Origin of the sequence: Planctomonas deserti (assembly GCF_003067705.1) — a bacterium.
Lineage (GTDB): Bacteria > Actinomycetota > Actinomycetes > Actinomycetales > Microbacteriaceae > Planctomonas > Planctomonas deserti.
Map to the genome: position 1 here is coordinate 281,378 of NZ_QANL01000004.1, position 22,104 is coordinate 303,481.

15 protein-coding genes are annotated in these 22,104 nt (G+C 71.3%); 10 read left to right on the plus strand and 5 right to left on the minus strand.

All coding sequences use genetic code 11. The features are described from left to right. Window positions 1–44: 44 nt before the first annotated feature. Complete coding sequence (locus DAI20_RS14790; RefSeq protein ID WP_108252182.1) at window positions 45–1,307, minus strand: ammonium transporter; 1,263 nt, start codon at window positions 1,305–1,307, stop codon at window positions 45–47. Between the two features lie 285 nt (window positions 1,308–1,592). Beyond that, on the minus strand, window positions 1,593–2,609 hold the full coding sequence (gene zapE / locus DAI20_RS14795; protein WP_240606095.1) for a cell division protein ZapE: 1,017 nt from the start codon (window positions 2,607–2,609) through the stop codon (window positions 1,593–1,595). A 183-nt stretch (window positions 2,610–2,792) separates the two neighbouring features. Here zapE and DAI20_RS14800 point away from each other — a divergent pair, with 183 nt between their 5' ends. The 4 genes from DAI20_RS14800 (at window position 2,793) to DAI20_RS14815 (ending at window position 9,845) form a co-directional block, all read left to right on the plus strand. Further along, complete coding sequence (locus tag DAI20_RS14800; RefSeq protein WP_108252187.1) at window positions 2,793–3,689, plus strand: sulfurtransferase; 897 nt, start codon at window positions 2,793–2,795, stop codon at window positions 3,687–3,689. Between the two features lie 108 nt (window positions 3,690–3,797). Next, the gene (locus tag DAI20_RS14805; protein WP_108252189.1) at window positions 3,798–4,229 is read left to right on the plus strand and encodes a SufE family protein; all 432 of its coding nucleotides are present in this window, start codon (window positions 3,798–3,800) and stop codon (window positions 4,227–4,229) included. After that, window positions 4,226–4,954 (plus strand): dihydrofolate reductase family protein, encoded by a 729-nt coding sequence (locus DAI20_RS14810; RefSeq protein WP_108252191.1) that lies wholly within the window; start codon window positions 4,226–4,228, stop codon window positions 4,952–4,954. Before DAI20_RS14805 ends, DAI20_RS14810 begins: the two co-directional genes overlap by 4 nt. 175 nt (window positions 4,955–5,129) lie before the next feature. After that, window positions 5,130–9,845, plus strand: coding sequence for a PKD domain-containing protein (locus DAI20_RS14815; protein WP_159085079.1), 4,716 nt, complete (start codon window positions 5,130–5,132; stop codon window positions 9,843–9,845). 121 nt (window positions 9,846–9,966) lie between these two features. Here the strand turns inward: DAI20_RS14815 and DAI20_RS14820 are convergent, their stop codons facing one another. Then, window positions 9,967–11,142 carry an alpha/beta hydrolase family protein gene (locus DAI20_RS14820; protein ID WP_240606096.1) on the minus strand — a complete coding sequence of 392 codons (1,176 nt, stop codon included), beginning with the start codon at window positions 11,140–11,142 and terminating at the stop codon, window positions 9,967–9,969. Between the two features lie 115 nt (window positions 11,143–11,257). Between DAI20_RS14820 and DAI20_RS14825 the strand changes: the two genes are divergently transcribed. The 4 genes from DAI20_RS14825 (at window position 11,258) to DAI20_RS14840 (ending at window position 16,548) form a co-directional block, all read left to right on the plus strand. After that, window positions 11,258–11,854 (plus strand): DUF3000 domain-containing protein, encoded by a 597-nt coding sequence (locus DAI20_RS14825; RefSeq protein WP_108252195.1) that lies wholly within the window; start codon window positions 11,258–11,260, stop codon window positions 11,852–11,854. A 52-nt stretch (window positions 11,855–11,906) separates the two neighbouring features. Beyond that, the gene (locus DAI20_RS14830; protein ID WP_438501989.1) at window positions 11,907–13,112 is read left to right on the plus strand and encodes an HRDC domain-containing protein; all 1,206 of its coding nucleotides are present in this window, start codon (window positions 11,907–11,909) and stop codon (window positions 13,110–13,112) included. A gap of 80 nt (window positions 13,113–13,192) precedes the next feature. Then, window positions 13,193–14,422 carry a thiolase family protein gene (locus DAI20_RS14835; protein ID WP_108252197.1) on the plus strand — a complete coding sequence of 410 codons (1,230 nt, stop codon included), beginning with the start codon at window positions 13,193–13,195 and terminating at the stop codon, window positions 14,420–14,422. Further along, window positions 14,419–16,548, plus strand: a complete 2,130-nt coding sequence (locus DAI20_RS14840) for a 3-hydroxyacyl-CoA dehydrogenase NAD-binding domain-containing protein (RefSeq protein ID WP_108252199.1) — start codon at window positions 14,419–14,421, stop codon at window positions 16,546–16,548. The genes DAI20_RS14835 and DAI20_RS14840 overlap by 4 nt, the downstream gene beginning before the upstream one ends. A gap of 13 nt (window positions 16,549–16,561) precedes the next feature. Here the strand turns inward: DAI20_RS14840 and DAI20_RS14845 are convergent, their stop codons facing one another. Beyond that, window positions 16,562–17,542: an aldo/keto reductase gene (locus tag DAI20_RS14845; RefSeq protein ID WP_108252201.1), complete on the minus strand. Its 981-nt coding sequence runs from the start codon at window positions 17,540–17,542 to the stop codon at window positions 16,562–16,564. 101 nt (window positions 17,543–17,643) lie between these two features. On the opposite strand from DAI20_RS14845, the gene DAI20_RS14850 reads away from it, so the two are divergent. Then, a complete protein-coding gene (locus DAI20_RS14850) occupies window positions 17,644–18,240 on the plus strand; it encodes a dihydrofolate reductase family protein (RefSeq protein WP_108252203.1) in 597 nt (198 codons plus the stop codon). A 21-nt stretch (window positions 18,241–18,261) separates the two neighbouring features. Here the strand turns inward: DAI20_RS14850 and dxs are convergent, their stop codons facing one another. Further along, window positions 18,262–20,211, minus strand: a complete 1,950-nt coding sequence (gene dxs, locus DAI20_RS14855) for a 1-deoxy-D-xylulose-5-phosphate synthase (protein ID WP_108252205.1) — start codon at window positions 20,209–20,211, stop codon at window positions 18,262–18,264. A 241-nt stretch (window positions 20,212–20,452) separates the two neighbouring features. Between dxs and DAI20_RS14860 the strand changes: the two genes are divergently transcribed. Continuing rightward, the gene (locus tag DAI20_RS14860) at window positions 20,453–22,102 is read left to right on the plus strand and encodes an ABC transporter substrate-binding protein (protein WP_108252207.1); all 1,650 of its coding nucleotides are present in this window, start codon (window positions 20,453–20,455) and stop codon (window positions 22,100–22,102) included. Window positions 22,103–22,104 lie beyond the last annotated feature (2 nt).

Below are 22,104 nucleotides of genomic sequence, written 5' to 3' on the forward strand. Positions count from 1 at the left end.
CCCGAGGGGGTGCGGGCGCTCGCGTCGAACGAGGGAGCGGCGGGTCAGCGGCTCTCGAGCACGTAGCCCTCCTCGCCGTGGACGATGGTGTCGATGCCGGCGACCTCGTCCTCGTTCTTCACGCGGAAGCCGATCGTCTTCTCGATCGCGAAGCCGATGGCGTAGGCGAGCACGAAGGAGTAGATCAGGACGGCGAAGGCGGCGAGCGCCTGGGCGCCCAGCTGGGCGAAGCTGCCGGAGTAGATGAAGCCGACGTCGGTGGCGAAGAAGCCGATGTAGAGCGTTCCGATGAGGCCGCCGACGAGGTGGATGCCCACGACGTCGAGCGAGTCGTCGAAGCCGAGCTTGAACTTGAGCTCGATCGCCAGGGCGCAGACGACACCGGCGACGACACCGAGCACGATGGCCCAGAACGGCGTGAGCGAGGCGCAGGCGGGGGTGATCGCGACGAGGCCCGCGACGGCACCGGATGCGGCACCCACCGAGGTGGCCTTGCCGTCCTTGAGCTTCTCGACGAGCAGCCAGCCGAGGATGGCGGCCGCGGGGGCGGCGATCGTGTTGACGAAGGCCAGGGCCGCGATGCCGTCCGCCGCGAGCTCGGAGCCCGCGTTGAAGCCGAACCAGCCGAACCAGAGCAGACCGGCGCCGAGCAGCACGAGCGGCACGTTGTGGGGCTTCTGGATGCCCTTGGCGAAGCCGACGCGCTTGCCGAGGACGAGCGCGAGGGCGAGGGCGGCGGCACCGGCGTTGATGTGCACGGCCGTGCCACCGGCGAAGTCGATCGCGCCGATGTTGTAGGCGATCCAGCCGCCGTCGACCACGCCCTCGTCACCCAGGGTGAAGTTGAAGACCCAGCTCGCGACCGGGAAGTACACGACCGTGGCCCAGATGCCCGCGAAGAGCAGCCAGGGGCCGAAGCGGGCGCGGTCGGCGATGGCGCCGGAGATCAGGGCGACCGTGAGGATGGCGAACGTCGCCTGGAAGGCCGCGAATGCGAGCACCGGGTAGGTGCCGGCCGGGTCGGCCGCGTCGGCGAGCAGGCCCTCGAGGCCCAGGTTCGCCGTGTCGATGCCGAACCAGCCGTCGATGCCGACGAAGGTGTCCGTGCCCCCGTTGCTGAAGGCGACGGCGTAGCCGTAGAGCACCCACAGGACGCCGATCAGACCGAGCGAGCCGAAGCTCAGCATCATCATGCTGACGACGCTCTTGGCCTTGACGAGGCCGCCGTAGAAGAAGGCGAGTCCGGGGGTCATGAGCAGCACGAGCGCTGCGGCGATCAGTATGAAGGCGGTGTTGCCCTGATCCATGGAAAAGAACCTCTCGTAGTGTGCGGGTCTCGCATCGGCCAGGACGTCACCGTCGGGTCGGCGGCGTCCAGGGTGGGTTCCGATGTGCCAGTCAGTTTTGCGGCGAGAGGTTTCGGATCGGCGCATCCCGTGTTTCCGTCCTGTTACACGGCGTGGCTCGGTGTAAACATCCTGTTTCCGAAGTCGGGCTCCGGGGGGTGCATCCAGCCCCCGGGAGCAGAATCCGGCACACCACGTCACCCGCTCACCCGCGTTCACGGGCGGGTCGGGATCCCGAGCCCGCGCTCAGGCGGAGGCGGCGGAGGTGAGCGCGACGAGGCGGGAGATGGCGCGCAGGTACTTCTTGCGGTAGCCGCCGGCGAGCATGTCGGCCGCGAACACCGCATCGAGCGGCTGGCCGGACGCGAGCACGGGGATCTGCGCGTCGTACACGCGGTCGACGAAGGCGACGAAGCGCAGGGCGTCGGTCTGGCTGGACAGCTGACGCACGTCGCGCAGCGCGATCACGTCGACGCCGTCGATCATCTTGATGTACTTCGACGGGTGCACCGAGCCCAGGTGCGCCACCAGGTCCGCGAAGGAGTCCCGCGTCACGCGCCGGCCCGCGGCGGCCGCCTGCTCCACCGCGGCCACCAGCCGGTCGTCGGGCAGCGCGACGGCGTGTCCCTCGATCTCGCGGCGCCGGTAGTCGAGCCCGTCGATGCGGAGCGTCTCGAAGTTGTCGGCCATGGCCTGGATCTCGCGCAGGAAGTCCTCGGCGGCGAAGCGCCCCTCGCCGAGAGCGTTGGGCGGCGTGTTGGACGTCGCCGCGACCCGGGACCCGTGACTGACGAGCTCGGACAGCAGGCGGGTCATCATCATGGTGTCGCCGGGATCGTCGAGCTCGAACTCGTCGATCGCCACGAAGCTCGCGCCCTTCAGCAGGTGCACCGCCTCGCGGTAGCCGAGCGCACCGACCAGCGCGGTGTACTCGATGAAGGTGCCGAAGTACTTCCGTCCCGGCGCGACGGACCAGAGCGCGGCCAGGAGGTGGGTCTTGCCGACGCCGAAGCCGCCGTCAAGGTAGACCCCCGGCTTCCCGGCCGGCGCCTTCTTCGCCCGGGAGAAGAGCCCGCGCGACTTCGTCGGCCCCCAGCCGCCCGCGAAGGCGCGCAGCCGCTCGAGCGCCACCGCCTGCGAGGAGAAGTCGTCGTCGGGCCGGTAGGACTCGAACGTCGCCGTCTCGAACTGGCGCGGGGGCACGAGCTCAGCGGCGATCTCCGCACCCGTGATGGTCGGTGCGCGATCGACGAGTCGTGGCACGGCGCTTGTCTGCTGGTCGAACACGGTTGTGTAGTCACCCTCCCAGGCGGTCGGATTATTGTGTCGGAGTCTTACGGGTGGGCCTACGGCGTGCACCGGATTGCGTAGTGTCGCAGTGCGGGATGCGCTTCTTCCAGCCTATCCGCCACACCGTTCCCACTCCCTCAGTCCCATGGAGGCCCCATGCCCGTCGCGCCAGACTCGTCCCCCCGGTTCGCCCAGTACGCGCACCCCGAACGACTCGTCAGCGCGGAGTGGCTGGAGCAGAACCTCGGAACGCCCGGCGTCGTGGTCGTCGAGTCCGACGAGGACGTGCTCCTGTACGAGACGGGTCACATCCCGGGTGCCGTGAAGATCGACTGGCACACCGACCTCAACGACCCCGTCACCCGCGACTTCGTCGACGGCGAGCGGTTCGCCGCGCTGCTCGGGAGCAAGGGCATCACGCGCGACACAACCGTCGTGCTCTACGGGGACAAGAGCAACTGGTGGGCCGCCTACGCGCTCTGGGTGTTCACCCTGTTCGGCCACGAGGACGTGCGCCTGCTCGACGGCGGCCGCGACAAGTGGATCGCGGACGGCCGCGACGTCACCACGGAGACCCCGTCGCCGGAGCCTGTCGACTACCCCGTCGTCGAGCGCCGCGACAGCGAGGTGCGGGCCTTCCGCGACGACGTGCTCGCCCACTTCGGCAACCCCCTCATCGACGTGCGCAGCCCCGAGGAGTACAGCGGCGAACGCACCACCGCGCCCGCCTACCCCGAGGAGGGCGCCCTGCGCGCCGGCCACATCCCGACCGCCCGCAGCGTGCCCTGGGGACGTGCGGCCGCGCCCGACGGCACGTTCCGTTCGAAGGACGAGCTGGACGCCATCTACCGGGGCGAGGCCGGCCTGAACGACGGTGATAACGTGATTGCGTACTGCCGCATCGGCGAGCGCTCGAGCCACACCTGGTTCGTGCTCACCCACCTGCTGGGCTTCGAAGGGGTTCGCAACTATGACGGTTCCTGGACGGAGTGGGGAAGCGCTGTCCGCGTCCCCATCGTCACGGGACCGACTCCGGGCGACCTCCCTGCCTGAGCCGACGACTCGGTTCCGGGCTCGGCGACCGGATTCGATCCCGACCTCCCCGCCCGAGTCGGACGGCCCGATGACGGCGCGCCTGTCCACCGCCGAGGAGAGTGCGTGATGGCCCTGCCCACCCAGTTGGAACAGATCAAGGACGAGTTCCTGGAGCTCGGTCAGCGCGACCGGCTGCAGTTGCTGCTCGAGTTCTCGAACGAGCTCCCGCCCCTGCCCGAGCGGTACCACGACCACCCGGACCTGCTGGAGCGCGTCGAGGAGTGCCAGGCGCCGGTGTTCATCTTCGTGGAGGTCGGCGACGACCGCGTCGTGCACATGTACGCGACGGCGCCCGCCGAGGCGCCGACGACCCGCGGCTTCGCCTCGATCCTCGCGCAGGGCCTCGGCGGACTCACGGTCGACGAGGTCCTCGACGTCCCGGACGACTTCCCGCAGATGCTCGGCCTCGCCCAGGCGATCTCGCCCCTCCGGCTCCGCGGCATGACGGCGCTGCTCGGTCGCGCGAAGCGACAGGTCCGGCAGAAGACCGCGGCGTGAACCTCACCCGGGTCGTGCCCGCGCCCGCGGAGTCGCGGCCCACTGAGGACCCGGACTTCCGGGATTGGGTCTCCGCGCTGTATCGGCCCGACCGGCCGGACTGGGTCCGGCTCAACCTCATCGCGAGCGTCAACGGGAGCGCCACCGGGCGGGACGGCACCTCCGAGTCGCTGAGCAACCGCACCGACCGGCGCATCCTCGGCGTGATGCGCGACCTGAGCGACGTCGTGCTCGTCGGGGCCTCGACCGTGCGGGCGGAGGGCTACGTCCGCCCGCGCAGGGCCGCGCTCGCCGTCGTCACCCGCACCGGCGACCTCGGCGGGCACCGCCTGGACCCCGACCGGTCCCGGGGTGAGCTCGTGATCGTCTGCCCGCGCGGCCTGGAGGAGCGGGTGCGGCGCGCCGTCGCCATCCCGGACGCCCGCGTGATCGGGGTGCCGGCCGAGGGCGACGATCTCGCCCCCACCGCCGTGGTCGACTCCCTCCGCGGCGAGGGGTTCGCCTCAATCGTCTGCGAGGGCGGTCCGCACCTGGCGACCGCCCTGCTCGGCGGGGGCGTCGTCGACGAACTCTGCCTGTCGACGAGCGCGACGCTCGTCTCGCCGGGTCTCGCGCTCGTTCCGCCGGGCCGCACCGCCGATGTGGACCTGGCCCTGCGGCAGCTCCTGGTCGACGATGCCGGATCGCTCTATGCCCGCTGGTCCGTGCGCCGCGATCGGTCCTGACCGGCCGTTTCCCCGGGGAGAGTTCGTGCGCCATTCACCGGCCGGACGAGTAATTCTCATCTTTCTTTCATTTCGGCGTTGTGCAGCGCCGCGAATACTCCATATGCTTCGGCCACCCGGTGTGTTCACCCAGCGCCGGGTTTTACTTCGCTACCCGAACGAAGGCTTACCCCCGATGCTCATTCCCCTCGCCGCGCGCCTGCGCGCTCTGGCCGCCGCCCTCGCCGTCCTGACGGTCACCGCGCTCGTGGGGGTCTCCCCCGCATTCGCCGACACCGCTCCCGCCGCGGGAGTCCCCGACACCGTCTCGACCGACGTGCTGCCCACCGTGCAGATCGACGGCATCATCTGGTCCACCACCATCGTCGGCAACACCGTCTATGCGGGCGGATCCTTCGCGAACGCCCGGCCTGCGGGCAACGCGGTGGGCGTCGGCAACATCCCCCGCTCCAACCTCCTCGCGTTCAACCTGCAGACCGGCGCGCTGATCTCGACCTTCGCGCCCACCGTCAACGGCACGATCAACTCGGTGACGGCCTCGCCCGACGGCAGCCGCATCTACATCGGCGGCTCCTTCACCCAGGTGAACGGCGTGACCCGCAACCGCATCGCCGCGCTCAACGCCTCGACCGGCGCCCTGATCACCAGCTTCGCGCCGTCGGCCAACACCGTCGTCGAGTCCATCGTCGCGAACAGCACCACCGTCTACTTCGCCGGCAACTTCACCTCCGTCAGCGGCGTCGCCCGCATGCGCGTCGCCGCGGCCCGTGCCGACACCGGCGCCGTCCTCCCCCTCGACGTGCGGGCTGACGCCCGAGTGCTGGCCCTCGCGCTCTCCCCCGACGGCGGCAAGCTCGTCGTCGGCGGCCACTTCACGACCCTCAACGGGTCGAGCAACCCCGGCTTCGGCTTCGGCGCCGTCAGCACCTCGACCGGCGCGATCATGCCCTGGAACATCAACCGGGAGGTCCGCCAGGCGAGCGTCTCGACGGCGACCAACCCGACCAGCGCCGCCATCTACAGCCTCAAGTCCGACGCGACCGGCGTCTACGGCACCGCGTACATGTACCCGGTCAGCGGCAAGACCCTGGAGGGCGCGTTCCGCGCCGACTGGGCCAACGGCGACATCGTCTGGCTCGAGACCTGCAAGGGCGACAGCTACGACGTCGCCATGAACTCCGACACCGTCTACCTCGCCGGCCACCCGCACGACTGCTCCGAGCTGGGCGAGTTCCCCGACACGAACAACCCGAAGGTCTACCACCGCGGCATGGCCTGGACGAAGGCGGCGAGCGGCAACGGCACGACCATCGGCGAGTTCGCGGGCAACCCTTCGCCGAAGATGCTCAACTGGTGGCCGGACTTCAGCGCCGGCGCCGTGTCCGGCGCCACCCAGGGCCCGTGGAGCGTCGCGGCCACCGACGACTACGTCGTGTTCGCCGGCGAGTTCCCGCGGGTCAACAACATCGGCCAGCAGGGCATCGTCCGCTTCGCGAGCAGGGACATCGCCCCGAACGACGACGGCCCCCGCGTCACCGGCTCCGCGTTCGTGCCCACGGTGACGCCCGCCGCCTCCGGCGCCGTCAACGTGCGCTGGCTCACCAACTGGGACCGCGACAACGAGTTCCTCACCTACGAGGTCTACCGCAACGGAACCGCGAACCGTGTCTACGGACCGGTCACCATGGGCTCCCGCGCCAACTTCGACCGCCCCGTCATGTCCTTCACCGACACCGGCCTGACCCCGGGCAGCACCCACACCTACCGGGTGCGCGCCACCGACCCGTTCGGCAACACGGTCATCGGTGACGCCGTCACCGCAACGGTGCCCAGCGCGGCGAACAGCGGGTACGCCAACACCGTGCTCGGCGACACCCCGGCCTCCTACTGGCGCCTCGGCGACGCATCCGGCAACTTCCTCGACTGGGCCGGTGCGAACAGCGCCACCCCGGGCACCGGGATCAGCCGCGGCGCGGCCGGAGCGATCGGTGGCGACAGCAACCCGGCGGCAACCTTCCCGGGCACGGCAGCCGGCGTCGCCACCGCGCGACAGGCCGTGACGGCGCCGACGACCTTCGCCGTGGAGTCGTGGTTCCGCACCACGAGCACGACGGGTGGGAACATCGTCGACCTCGGGTCGGCGACCACGATCACCACGACGGCGACGACGACCACCCCGGCTTCCACCTCGAACCGCAACCTGTTCATCGACGGAACGGGTCGAGTGTCCTTCGGCCTCCGCGGAGGCTTCGGTGGCGGTGCGCGCCTCGTGTCCTCGACCGCGACCGGACTCAACGACGGCCAGTGGCACCACGCCGTGGGATCCGTCGGGCCGCGGGGCATGGAGCTGTTCGTCGACGGGCGCCTCGTCGCCATCAACACCACCGCGACGACCGCCGGAGCGGCGTCGGGATACTGGCGCATCGGTGGCGACAACGCCCTGGCGGCCGGTGGACCGACGTTCCTCGCCGGCAGCATCGACGAGGTGGCCGTCTACGACGCGCCGCTCACCCTCGCCCAGGTGACCGCTCACTACACCGGCTCCGGCCGCCAGGTGGGCGGTACCGCACCGAACGTCGCACCCACCGCCGCGTTCACGCGCACGCAGAACGCTCTCGCCCTCTCGGTCGACGCCAGCACGTCGTCCGACACTGACGGCACCATCGCCTCCTACGCGTGGAACTTCGGCGACAACACGACGGCGACCGGGGTGACCGCCTCGCACACCTACGCGGCGGCGGGACGCTACACGGTCACGCTCACCGTGACGGACAACAGGGGCGCAAGCTCGGTGTCCACGGCGACCGTCAACGTCACGACCAACCAGGTGCCGACGGCCTCGTTCACGGCGGCCGTCTCGGGCCTCGGTGTCGCGGTGGACGCGTCCGGATCGACCGACCCGGACGGCCCCATCGCCTCCTACTCCTGGAACTTCGGCGACGGCTCGAACACCTTCACGGGTGCGCGGGTCAACTACAGCTACGCGAGGGCCGGCACCTACACGATCACCCTGACCGTTCAGGACGACCTGCGAGCCACGAGCACGACCACCAGGACGGTAACCGTGGGCGGAACGACGCCCCCGGCGAACGTCGCCCCGGTGGCGCGGTTCACGTCCTCGACGTCCGGCCTCACGGCGAGCGTCAACGCCTCGACATCGACCGACTCCGACGGCACCATCGCCTCCTACGCGTGGAACTTCGGCGACGGCAGCACCGGCACCGGCGCCACCGCCACGAGGACCTACGCCGCCGCGGGCACCTACACGGTGACCCTCACCGCGACGGACGACGACGGCGCAACCGACACCGAGACCGCAACGGTCACCGTCACCGCCCCCACCACCCCGCCCACCGGCGCACTCGCGATCGACTCGTTCGGCCGGACCACCACCGGCGGCCTCGGCACCGCCGAGACCGGCGGAGCCTGGACGCTGAGCAGCGGCTCGACGAACTACGCGGTGACCGACGGCCAGGCCCGCGTCACCACCCCCGCCGGATCCACCCGCTACGCCTACCTCGCCGGGGTCAGCTCGGTCGACACGGACGCCCAGGTGTCCGCGTCGCTCTCCCAGCGCCCGACGGCCGGCAGCGCGTACGTCGGCGTCATCGGCCGCCGCGTCGGCTCGCTCGACTACCGGGCCCGAGCCATCGTGAGCGCGACGGGCAGCGTGCAGCTGCAGCTCCAGCAGACCGCCACCACCCTCACGACGAGCACGGTCAGCGGTCTCACGGTCAACGCCGGCGAGCAGCTGCGCCTACGGCTCGAGGTGACGGGATCCTCCCCCACCACGATCCGGGCCAAGGTCTGGAAGGTCGGCACCGCCGAGCCGAGCACGTGGGTGAGCACGACCGACTCCACGGCGGGTCTGCAGACGGCCGGCTCCATCGGCCTCTACAGCTACCTCAGCGCGAGCGGGGCGCCGAGCCCGGTGACCGTGTCCTTCGACGACCTCCGCGTGGCCCGCGCCACGACCGGCGCCGAGCAGCCCGTGAACGTCGCCCCGGTGGCTCGGTTCACGTCCTCGACGTCCGGCCTCACGGCGAGCGTCAACGCCTCGACGTCGACCGACTCCGACGGCACCATCGCCTCCTACGCGTGGAACTTCGGCGACGGCAGCACCGGCACCGGTGCCACCGCCACGAGGACCTACGCCGCCGCTGGCACCTACACGGTGACCCTCACCGCGACGGACGACGACGGCGCAACCGACACCGAGACCGCAACGGTTACCGTCACCGCCCCCACCACCCCGCCCACCGGCGCACTCGCGTCCGACACCTTCACCCGCACCGCCACCGGCAACTGGGGCAGCGCGAACACGGGCGGCGCCTGGACGAACAGCAGCAGCACGGCGTCGTACTACTCCGTCGCCAACGGCGTCGGCCGGCACACCGCGACCACGGCGGGCCGGACGATCGAGAACTACCTGCCGGGCGTCACGAGCACCAACGCCGACGTGCAGGCCACGTTCTCGATCGCCCCGATGAACGTCGGCGGCAGCGTCTTCGCGTCCGTGATCGGCCGCAGGGTCGGCACCGAGGACTACCGCACCCGTGCCGTGGTCGGCGCCGACGGCGCGATCTCGCTCCGCATCTACCAGGGCGGCACCACGCTCGACATCCAGACGATCACGGGTGTGACCTACTCCGCGGGCGACCAGATGAGACTCCGGATCCAGGTCACGGGCACCGCGCCCACCACCATCCGGGCGAAGATCTGGAAGGTCGGCACCACCGAGCCCGCCGCCTGGCAGGTCGAGGCGACCGACACGACCGCGACCCTTCAGCAGGCCGGCCACGCGGGCATCAGCTCCTACATCGGAACCGGTGTGACGAGCCTCCCCCTGACCGTCAGCTGGGACGACTTCGCCGTGAGCACGGTGCAGTAGCGCGACGAGCAGCACGAGGAGCGGGCTCCGGCGATGCCGGGGGCCCGCTTCTCCTGTTCTCCGGGCCTGCTCCGGCGCCGATCCGGGCGGCCGCCACCGCAGTGCCCCGCCGGGAGCCGGGTCAGTCCGTGAGCCCCAGGGCGCCCAGCCACCCGGAGATCGCACCGTTCCAGCGGTCCCGGTCGTAGTTCCAGAGCTTGGCGTGCCTGGCGATGTCGAACGGGACGAGCGTGACGAGGTCGGGCCGGGCGGCCGCGAGGTGCCGGGAGCCGGCGGACGGCACGAAGCCGTCGTCGTCGCTGTGCAGCAGCAGCATGGGGATGCGGAGCTCCTGCGCCCGCTCGAGCACGTTCAGCCGGGCGAAGTCGATGGGCGCGTGCAGTCCCGTGAGCGCGCGGCCCCAGGGGGCGGCGAGGATGCCGAACGCCCCGCGCTCGACACGACGGGGCAGCCCGCGGGCGTCGCCCTGGAAGTTGAGGGTCTCGACCCAGTCGATCACCGGCGAGTCGAGCACGATGCCGCGCACGAACGAGGCGAGGGGCGAACGAAGGACGGTCTGCAGCACGACGGCGCCGCCCATGGACCAGCCGACCAGCACGATCTCCCGGGCGCCACGATCCACCGCGAAGCGGATGGCGGCCTCGAGGTCCTCCCACTCCGTGTCGCCAAGCGCGTACCGGCCGTCCTCGCTCGGCGGGGCCTCCTCGTCGTTCCGGTAGGAGACGATGAGCGACGTGAACCCCGCATCCCGGAACACGGGCACCCCGCGGAGCGTCTCCGGCCGCCGGGTGCCGCGGCCGTGCACGTGCAGGGCCCAGCGGTCGCTGCCGCCCTCCGCGGGGATCAGCCAGGCCGGAGCCGCGCCGACCGGCATCGGCACGGTCACGTTCTCGTGCGGGACGCCGAGCTCGCGGGGGTTCAGGTAGACCCAGCCGTTGAATCGGCCCGTCCGCGCCCGCCGGAGGTCGCCGAAGTCGGTGCCGAGGACGACCCGGGTCACCATCGTGCCGGTGCGCGCGGTGATCTCCCCGACGCGGGCGTGACCGGCCCCCTGCCAGAACCAGAGGCTGTAGTCGCCCGGCAGCAGCGCGTCGGGCGACGCGGAGAGCATCACCCGGTCGCCCGCGTCGTTGACGCCGAGGATGCGGATGCCCTCGGTGCGGCGCCGCTCCGGCTTCACGACGCCGCGGGCGAACGAGGTCGCCATCCCGGCGGTCACGAGGGCCGCACCGGCCACGGCGGCGCCCGCAACGGCGGCGGCCCGCAGGGCGGGCAGGAGAGGGCGTCGGCGTGCCACGGCGGGCTCCGTTCGTTCACGAGGGGTTCGGAATCGTGCCCCTGCACTCCAGTTGCGGCGGAGACGTCGGCGTGCCTTCCCGCGAGCCCCCGCGAACGACTTTAGTGTGCGTAACGTGTCAGATTCCCGGGACGACCCGCGGCTGCCGGCCGACTTCGCCGCAGCGCTCGACGCGATCCGCCGCGCATCGACCAGGCCCGAGCTCGAGGTGCACGAGATCGCCGCTCCCGCCAACCTCGCCCCGCACGCCGTCGCCCTCGCGGCCAACGTCTCGCCGACGCGTCACGGCACCGACTCCGACCTGGGCACCGGCCGGTTCATCCTGCTCCACGACGAGGACGAGCCGGAGGCCTGGGGCGGCCGGTTCCGGATCGTGTGCTTCGCCCAGGCGCCCCTCGAGACCGACATCGGCATCGACCCCTTCCTCGCCGACGTCGCCTGGTCCTGGCTCGTCGACGGACTGCAGTCGCGGGGTGCGAGGTACACCGCCGCGTCCGGCACGGCGACCAAGATCATCTCCACCGGCTACGGCGAGCTCGCGGCTCAGGGCAGCGGCGCGAAGATCGAGCTGCGGGCCTCCTGGACCCCGCTCGACCACGATGTCACCGCACATGTGGAAGGCTGGGGGGAACTATTGTGCATGCTGGCGGGCCTGCCGCCCGTCGGCGAGGGAGTGAGCCTGCTATCAGCGCGACGAGCCAGACGTGAGTGACACGACGAGGAGAAGGTCGAGGACGACCGGGGCGGCCCCCGCGGCGTCCCCCGTGCCGGCGCACCCGCCGCTCGACGTGATCGACACGCGCGAGGACTACCTGGCCGCCGTCGCGGCGATCGCGGCGGGCACCGGACCCGTCGCCGTCGACGCCGAGCGCGCCTCCGGCTTCCGCTACTCCCAGCGTGCCTACCTCATCCAGGTGTATCGCCGCGACGCGGGCACGTTCCTCTTCGATCCTCCCGCCGTCGGCTCCTTCGAGGAGCTGCAGGACGCGATCCGCGACGAGGAGTGGGTGCTGCACGCCGCGAGCCAGGACCTCGCCTGCCTGCGGGAGGTCGGCCTCGACCCGGTGCGCATCTTCGACACCGAGCTCGCGGCCCGCCTGCTCGGGCTTCCCCGGGTGGGCCTCGGCACCGTCGTCGAGCAGCTGCTCGGCGTCCACCTGGCCAAGGAGCACTCCGCCGCCGACTGGTCGAGCCGCCCGCTGCCGCAGGCGTGGCTCGTCTACGCCGCCCTCGACGTCGAGCTGCTCGTCGACCTGCGCGACGTCATGGTCGAGCGGCTCGCCGATGCGGACAAGGCGGAGATCGCCGCCCAGGAGTTCGACGCGACGCTGGCCAAGGAGGCGAAGCCCGCCCGGCTCGAGCCGTGGCGCCGGCTCTCCGGCATCCACTCGGTCCGTGGTCCGCGCAACCTCGCCGTCGCCCGCGAGCTGTGGCTCGAACGCGACGCCTTCGCGCAGGAGATCGACACCGCGCCCGGACGGCTCGTGCCCGACTCCTCCCTGATGCACGTGGTGCGGGCGCTGCCGGCGACGAAGCGCGACCTCGCGAACCTCAAGGAGTTCACCGGCAGGGCGTCGCGGAGCGAGATCGACCGCTGGTGGGCCGCCGTCGAGCGCGGCCTGACCACGACGGACCTGCCGCCGCTGCGGGCCGCCCGCGAGGCGATCCCCCTGCCGAAGCTCTGGGGCGACAGGAACCCGGACGCGGACCGCCGTCTGAAGAGGGCGCGCGCGGCCATCCTCGAGCTCTCCGAGGCCATCGCCATCCCGGTGGAGAACATCCTCACGCCGGAGATCCTCCGCCGCGTCGCGTGGGCTCCGCCGGAGCCGACCGACGCGGAGTCCGTCGCCGCAGCACTGGCCGAATGGGGCGCCAGGCCGTGGCAGATTCAGCGAACAGCACAGTTGATCGCGCAAGCCTTTGTCGAAGCCGACCAAAACGACGAGAACGCGTCGGACGAGGCGTCGTAGGAAGAATCAAACGATTCAGTGCGCCACGGTGCCCTCCCTAGGATCGAAGCCGTCCGTCAAGGAAGACACCGGGAGGCACTGTGGCCGAGAGAACTGAAGTCGTGTTCGTCGACGGGGTGCGCACCCCGTTCGGCCGCGCCGGCGAGAAGGGGATGTACTGGCAGACCCGCGCCGACGACCTCGTCGTCAAGGCGATGATCGGCCTGCTCGAGCGCAATCCGTCGCTGCCCAAGGAGCGGGTCGACGAGGTCGCGATCGCCGCGACCACGCAGACGGGCGACCAGGGCCTCACGCTCGGCCGCACGGCCGCGCTGCTCGCGGGCCTCCCCCGCTCGGTGCCCGGCTACGCCATCGACCGCATGTGCGCCGGCGCCATGACCAGCGTCACCACCACAGCGGGCGGCATCGCCTTCGGCGCGTACGACGTGGCCATCGCGGGCGGCGTCGAGCACATGGGGCGGCACCCGATGGGCTTCGGGGCGGACCCCAACCCGCGCTTCCTCGCCGAGCGGCTGGTGAGCGAGGACGCCCTGAACATGGGCAAGACCGCCGAGCGGCTCCACGACCGGTTCCCGCACCTCACCAAGGAGCGCGCGGACAGCTACGCCCTGCGCAGCCAGCAGAAGGTCGCCGAGGCCTACGCCGCGGGCAAGATCCAAGCGGACCTCGTGCCCGTCGCCACGCGCAGCGACGCGGGCTGGGGCTTCGCGGACCGCGACGAGGCGCCGCGACCCGACACAACGCTGCAGGGGCTCGCCGGCCTGCGCACCCCGTTCCGGCCGCACGGCCGCGTCACGGCGGGCAACTCCTCCGGCCTGAACGACGGCGCAACGGCCGCGCTGCTGGCGAGCGAGGACGCGGCGAAGGAGCTCGGGCTGCCCGCGCGGATGCGGCTCGTGAGCTTCGCGTTCGCCGGCGTCGAGCCCGAGGTGATGGGCATCGGCCCGGTCCCCTCCACCGAGAAGGCCCTGCGCAAGGCGGGGCTGACCATCGACGACATCGGGCTGTTCGAGCTGAACGAGGCGTTCGCCGTGCAGGTGCTCGCGCTGCTCGACCACTTCGGCATCGACGACGACGACCCGCGCGTGAACCAGTACGGCGGATCCATCGCGTTCGGTCACCCGCTCGCGTCCTCCGGCGTTCGGCTGATGAACCAGCTCGCGCGCCAGTTCGAGGAGCACCCGGAGGTCCGCTACGGCCTCACGGCCATGTGCATCGGGCTCGGCCAGGGCGGCAGCGTCATCTGGGAGAACCCGCACTTCGACGGGAAGAAGAAGAGCAAGAAGAAGAGCACGAGGAGCGCACGATGACCGACACCGGCACCCTGAACGCCCTGGTGGCCCTCGACCCCGACGAGGTCGTCACGCACTCCTTCGTGCGGGACGTGCCGCTCGCGCGCGGCCGTGTCCTCGCCCTGATCACCCTCGACAACGGCCGCGACCACAAGCGCCCCAACACGCTCGGCCCGGCGACGCTGCTCGAGCTGGAGGGCGTGCTCGACGCGCTGGCCGAGCGCGCGGCGCGCGCCGAGATCGCGGGCGTCGCCGTGACCGGGAAGCCCTTCATCCTCGCCGCGGGTGCCGACCTCACGAAGGTCGGCGAGATCCCGAGCCGCGACGTCGGCAAGCAGCTGGCCCAGCTCGGCCACCGCGTGCTCGGCAAGCTCTCCGAGCTCGGCGTGCCGTCGTTCACCTTCATCAATGGCCTCGCCCTCGGCGGCGGCACGGAGATCGCACTGAACTCGACCTACCGCACGGTCGACAGCTCCATCCCGGCGCTCGCCCTGCCCGAGGTGTTCCTCGGCATGATCCCGGGCTGGGGTGGCAGCTGGCTGCTGCCGAACCTCATCGGCATCGAGAACGCCCTCAAGGTGATCGTCGAGAACCCGCTGAAGAACAACCGCACGCTCAAGGGCCGGGAGGTGTTCGAGCTGGGCATCGCCGACGCGATCTTCCCGCCCGCCAACTTCCTCGAGGACTCCCTACGCTGGGCCGACGGCGTGCTCACGGGCGCCATCGAGGTGAAGCGCCCGCACCAGCCCGGCAGGCTCGAGCGGCTCGCCAAGTGGGACATCGCGGTCGGCATAGCGCGCAAGCAACTCCTGGCCAAGATCGGTCCGGTGGCCGAGGCGCCGTACCGCGCCCTCGACCTGCTCAGGGCTGCGAAGAACACGACGCGGGCGGAGGGGTTCGCCGCCGAGGACGAGGCTCTGGCCGACCTCGTGGCCGGCGATCAGTTCCGTGCATCCATCTACGCGTTCAACCTCGTGCAGAAGCGGGCGAAGCGCCCCGAGGGCGCGCCCGACAAGTCGCTGGCTCAGCCGGTCACGAAGGTCGGCGTGGTCGGCGCCGGCCTGATGGCGACCCAGTTCGCGCTCCTGTTCGCCCGGCGCCTGCAGGTGCCCGTGCTCATCACGGACCTCGACCAGGCGCGGGTCGACAAGGGGCTGTCCACCATCCACTCCGAGATCGACAAACTGCGCGACAAGGGCCGGATCTCCCCCGACGAGACGAACCGGCTGAAGGCCCTCGTCACGGGCACGACGGACCGCACGGACTTCGCCGACGCGGACTGGGTCATCGAGGCGGTGTTCGAGGAGCTCGGCGTGAAGCAGGACGTCTTCGCCGACATCGAGCGGTACGTGTCCGAGACGGCCGTGCTGGCGACGAACACGTCGTCCCTCTCCGTCGAGGCGATCGGCGCGAAGCTCGCGCACCCCGAGCGGCTGGTCGGCTTCCACTTCTTCAACCCCGTCGCGGTCATGCCGCTCATCGAGGTCGTGCGCACGCCGCAGACCACCGACGCGGTGCTCAGCACGGCGATGGTCACCGCCGCGGCGCTCAAGAAGAACGCCGTGATCACGCGCGACACCCCGGGCTTCGTCGTGAACCGCATCCTGGCGAAGGTCCTCGGCGAGACGATGCACGCGGTCGACTCCGGCACCCCGCTCGAGGTGGTCGACTCGGCGCTCGACCCGTTCGGGATGCCGATGTCGCCGTTCGCGCTGCTCGAGCTCGTGGGCCTCAAGGTCGGCGCGCACGTGCTGGACACGCACCACGCCGCCTTCCCCGACCGGTTCTTCGCCAGCAGCACCCTGCACGCCCTGGCCGAGCACGGCCGGATCTACGAGCGGGACGCGAAGGGCACGGTGAAGGGCTTCGACAGGACGGCCCTGCGGATCGTGCGGGGCGGGACAAGCCCGATGACCGGCGAGCAGATCCGCGAGCGCGTCGAGGTCGGCCTCGCCGACGAGATCAAGCGGATGCTCGACGACGGCGTCGTGCACGCCGCGGAGGACATCGACCTGTGCCTGATCCTTGGCGCGGGCTACCCGTTCCAGATGGGCGGCGTCACGCCGTACCTCGACCGGGTCGGCGCCAGCGAGAGGGCGTTCGGCGGCACGTTCCACGAGCCGCCTATCCGCGGCGTCGAGTGATGGATCGTTCGGCTCAGCGGTTGAGCGGGGACATGTCCGCGTAACGGTCGCCCACGGGCGCGGCCACCTCGTTCAGCTGGGCGAGGTGGTCCTCGCTCAGCCGCACGGCGTCCGCGGCGACGTTCTGCTCCAGGTAGGGGACGCGCTTCGTGCCCGGGATCGGGGCGATGTCGTCGCCCTGGGCGAGCAGCCAGGCGAGGGCCACCTGGCCGGGCGTCGCGCCGATGGCGCGGGCGACGTCGTCCACCTGCTGCACGATGCGGATGTTGGCCTTCAGGTTGTCGCCCTCGAAGCGCGGGTTGAACCGGCGGAAGTCGTTCTCGGCGAGCTGGTCGATGGACCGGATCGTGCCGGTGAGGAAGCCCCGACCGAGCGGCGAGTACGGCACGAATCCGATGCCGAGCTCGCGCACGGTCGGCAGCACCTCCTGCTCGGGGTCGCGGGTCCAGAGCGAGTACTCGGTCTGGACGGCGGTGATCGGGTGCACGGCGTTCGCGCGCCGGATGGTCTCCGGGGCCGCCTCGGACAGCCCGAGGTAGCGCACCTTCCCCTCCGTCACGAGCTGCGCCATGGCGCCGACCGTGTCCTCGATGGGTGTCCCGGGGTCGACGCGGTGCAGGTAGTACAGGTCGACGTGGTCGCGGCCGAGGCGGCGCAGGGACCCCTCGATGGACCTCCGCACGTAGGCCGGGCTGCCGTCGATGCCACGCCGGGACGGGTCGTCCGGGTCGCGCACGACGCCGAACTTGGTCGCGAGCACCACGTCGTCCGAGGCGCGCTTCAGCGCCTTGCCCACCAGGATCTCGTTGGTGTGCGGCCCGTACATGTCCGCGGTGTCGAAGAACGTCACGCCGAGGTCGAGCGCGCGGCCGATCACCCGGAGCGCCTGGTCGTCGTCCTGCCCGCTCCCGGTGTAGAAGTCCGACATCCCCATGCAGCCGAGGCCGATCCTCGACACGTCGAGTCGTCCGGCGCCCAGCGTCACGTGCTTCATGTGTTCCTCCGTCTGTGGTGACCCGCGGTCAAGGGTAGGTCCTCGGCCGCCGCCGTGTTCGCGGCCTGGCCGATGTCGCCTGTCGGGTCTAGCGTGTGCGCATGAGCACGCAGTACTACGTCGCCTCGACGGCGGACGGTTTCATCGCCGACGAGGACGACCGCATCGACTGGCTCCTGCGGCTGGGCTTCGAGGAGTTCCAGGCCCACTACGACGCCTTCATCAGCCAGGTCGGCGCCATCGTCATGGGCTCGCGCACCTACGAGTTCCTGCTCGGTGAGGGACCGTCGGCCTGGGCCTACGGGGACACGCCGACCTGGGTCCTCACCACCCGGGACCTGCCGGCGATCGAGGGCGCACGCATCTCGATCGGCGCCGCGGACGTCGCCACCGTGCACGCCGCCGCGACCGCGGCCGCCGGGGACCGGAACGTGTGGGTGGTCGGCGGCGGTGACGTGGCCGCGCAGTTCGCCGACGCGGGGCTGCTCGACGAGGTGCACCTCACGATCGTGCCGGTGTTCCTCGGCCGGGGGCGGCGACTGTTGCCCATCACCACGGGCGCGAGGACCGTGACCCTCGACCGCACAACGTCGTTCCCGAGCGGCGCGATCGAGCTGCGCTACGCCCTGCGGCCGGCACAGGAGGCCGAGCCCGCGCGCGAGGCCGGGCCCGGACAGGACGCCGGGCCCGCGCGCTAGGGCGAGCCCGTCCGAGGACCGCTACTCGGCGTCGGCCCGGCGGCTGAACACCGGGTCCTCGGCGTCCTCCGGCAGCGGCCGGGCGATCGGGATCTTGCTGCCGAGCACCTGCGCCACGACGTCGCGGGCGATGTGCTGCGGCGTGAGGCCGACCTGCTCGAGGATGTCGTCCCGCGAGCCGTGGTCGAGGAACTCGTCGGGCAGGCCGAGCTCCGTCACGGCCGTGTCGACCCCGGCGCCACGCAGGTCCTGGCGGATGCGCGTGCCGATGCCGCCGACCCGGACGCCGTCCTCGATGGTGATGACGAGCCGGTGCCCGGCCGCGAGGTCGATGACGCTGCGGGGAACGGGCACGACCCAGCGCGGGTCGACGACGGTCGCGCCGATGCCCTGCGCCGTGAGCCGCTCGGCGACGTCGAGGCCGATCTGCGCCATGGGTCCGACCGTGACGATGAGCACGTCGCGGCGGGCCTCCTCGCGGAGCACGTCGACGCCGTCGGGCAGCCGGCGCACGGCGTCGATCTCGGTGCCGACGTTGCCCTTGGAGAATCGCACGACGGTGGGAGCGTCCTCCACCTTCACGGCCTCGCCGAGCTCCTCGCGCAGGCGGGTCGCGTCGCGCGGGGCGGAGAGCCGGATGTGCGGCACGACCTGCAGGATCGCGAGGTCCCACATGCCGTGATGGCTCGGCCCGTCCGGACCGGTGACGCCGGCGCGGTCGAGCACGAACGTGACGCCGGCGCGATGCAGCGCGACGTCCATGAGCACCTGGTCGAACGCGCGGTTGATGAAGGTGGCGTAGAGGGCGACGACCGGGTGCAGGCCGCCGAAGGCGAGGCCGGCCGCCGAGGTCACGGCGTGCTGCTCGGCGATGCCGACGTCGTGCACGCGCTGCGGGTACTTCTCGGCGAGCTTGTGCAGCCCGACGGGTCGCAGCATCGCGGCGGTGATGCCCACGATCGCGGGGTTCTCGTCGGCGAGCGTCACGATCTCATCGGCGAACACGCTCGTCCAGGACGGCGTGGTCGACGGGTCGAGGGGCTCGCCGGTCTCCGGGTCGATCTGGCCGACGGCGTGGAACTGGTCGGCGGCGTCCTGCAGGGCGGGCTCGTAGCCGCGCCCCTTCTGGGTGATCGCGTGCACGATCACCGGCGCGCCGTAGTTCTTGGCCTGGAGGAGCGTCTCCTCCATGGCGTCGACGTCGTGGCCGTCGACGGGGCCGAGGTACTTGATGTCGAGGTTCGAGTAGAGCGCCTCGTTGTTGGTGAACCGGCTGAGGAAGCCGTGCAGCCCGCCGCGCACGCCGCGGTAGATGGCCTGGCCGGGGGCGCCGAGCCGGTCGAACGCCGCGCGGCTGCCGAAGTAGAGGTCGCGGTACGAGCGCCGGGTGCGCACGGTGTTGAGGAAGCGCGCCATGCCGCCGATGGTCGGCGCGTAGGAGCGCCCGTTGTCGTTCACGACGATGATGAGCCGGCGGTTGTTGTCGTCGGAGATGTTGTTGAGCGCCTCCCACGTCATGCCGCCCGTGAGGGCGCCGTCGCCGACGACTGCGACGACGTGCCGGTCGTCCTGCCCCGTCATCTGGAACGCGCGGGAGATGCCGTCCGCCCAGCTCAGCGAGCTCGACGCGTGCGAGCTCTCCACGATGTCATGGACGGACTCGGAGCGCTGGGGATAGCCGGCGAGCCCGTTGGTCTTGCGGAGCCGGGAGAAGTCCTGGCGACCGGTGAGGAGCTTGTGCACGTAGGACTGGTGCCCGGTGTCGAACACGATCGCGTCGCGCGGCGAGTCGAAGACGCGGTGGATCGCGATCGTCGTCTCGACGACGCCCAGGTTCGGGCCGAGGTGCCCGCCCGTCCGCGACACGTTCTCGACGAGGAAGCGGCGCACGTCGGCGGCGAGCTCGACGAGCTGGGCGCGGCTGAGGCCGTCGAGATCCCGTGGACCGGAGATCGCCTCGAGTAGACCCATCCCGTGCACCTTTCGCAGCCTGCGGGACCACTCGCCCCGCCTGGGAGTCTACGCACCGACCCTTGGAACGGGCGGAATGGCGGCGGGGCGAGCGTGTTGGGCGGTGGAGCCGGCGACGGGACCCCCTCGGCACAGCCGCGTCCTCCTTCATGGCGCAGTGTTACGGCGGCGCTCGTGCGGAGGAGGGGCGCGCTCATAGGTTGATCCCGCCCCGTCACACCGCCCGCCGCAAGGAGTCCCCATGTCGTTCCACCGCGTTCGCACCCGCCTCGCCGCCACCGCAGGCGCCGCCGCACTCCTGGCCGGTGTCCTCGCCGGCTGCGCCGCCCCGGCCGCCACGGGCGGTGGTGCCGGTGACGGTGCCGGCGCCTCGACGCTGTCCGGCTCCCCGGTGGAGGGCGGCTCGCTCGTCTTCGCCGACATCGAGCTGCAGACCGACTTCCAGGTGCAGAAGGCCTTCAACTACACGCAGTCGAACGTGTTCCGGAACATCGCCGACCGGCTGACGGCCTTCGACCCCGAGACCGGCGAGGTCGTGCCGTGGATCGCGTCGGAGTGGACCGTGAACGAGGACAACACGGAGTTCACCTTCACCATCCGTCCCGACGTCACGTTCTCGGACGGGACCCCCCTCGACGCGGCCGCCGTCAAGGCGAACCTCGACCAGCTCGGCCTCGGCGACGACGCCAAGAAGATCGTGAAGAACCGCGACTTCATCGGCTACGTCGGCTCCGAGGTCACCGCCGAGGACACCGTCGTCGTGCGCCTGTCCGAGCCGAACGCCGACTTCCTGAAGGCCACGGCGGCCGCGACCGCGAGCCTGCTCGCGCCCGCGACGCTTGCCCTCGACTACGCCGGGCAGGCCGACATCAGCAAGATCGTCGCATCCGGCCCGTTCGTCTTCGAGTCGCAGGTGCCCGACCAGGAGCTCGTGTTCACCAAGCGCGACGACTATGCCTGGCCGTCGTCCATCTCCACGAACGACGGCGCCGCGCACCTCGACGAGGTCGTCTTCCGCGCCATCCCCGAGGTCGGCCTCCGCGTGGGCGCCGTCGCCTCCGGGCAGGCGGACGTCTCCCGCGGCGTGCAGCCGAGCGACGAGGCGAGCGCCACCGCATCCGGCATCGAGCTCGCCGTCGCCGAGGCGCCCGAGCTCACGGCCAACTGGGCCGCCTTCCGCGGCGGTGCGCCCGTCGTCTCCGATCAGAACGTGCGCCGGGCGCTGCAGATCGGCTTCGACCGCGAGGCCCTGAAGTCGACCGTGCTCAGCGAGCGCTACCCCCTCTCGGGCTCCGTGCTCAACCGCTCCGCCCCGGGCTTCGTCGACCTGAGCGACGAGTTCGCCTACGACGCGGACGAGGCCGAGCGCCTGCTCGACGAGGCCGGCTGGAAGGTCGGCAGCGACGGCATCCGCGAGAAGGACGGCCAGCGGCTGCGCGTCTCGATCGCCGCGAGCCCCCGCAGCGTCGTCATCAAGCCCGCGTTCGAGTTCATCGAGTCCGAATGGCGCAAGATCGGCGTCGAGCTGACGAACAACGCCGGTGACAGCGCGATCCTCGCGACCGCGCTCGGCGACCCGGCCTACCCCATCATCGGGTCGCGGCAGTTCTACCTCGGCGGCCTCGGCCCGCTCTTCAGCGCGGCCGGCAACACCAACACCTACGTCTCGGACGACGAGCTGAACGCGCTTTTCGCCACCGAGCGCGCCGCGACCGAGCCGAGCGAGCGCGAGGCCGTGCTCGCCGACATCCAGGAGCGGCTCGTGCTCGGGACGAACCTCCTCGTGCCCCTGTGGGACGAGGTGCAGGTGCACGCCGTCGGCAAGGGCGTCCACATCTCCTTCGACGGCGGGACCGCCCCGCTGCTCCAGGAAGCCTGGGTCGAGGACTGATC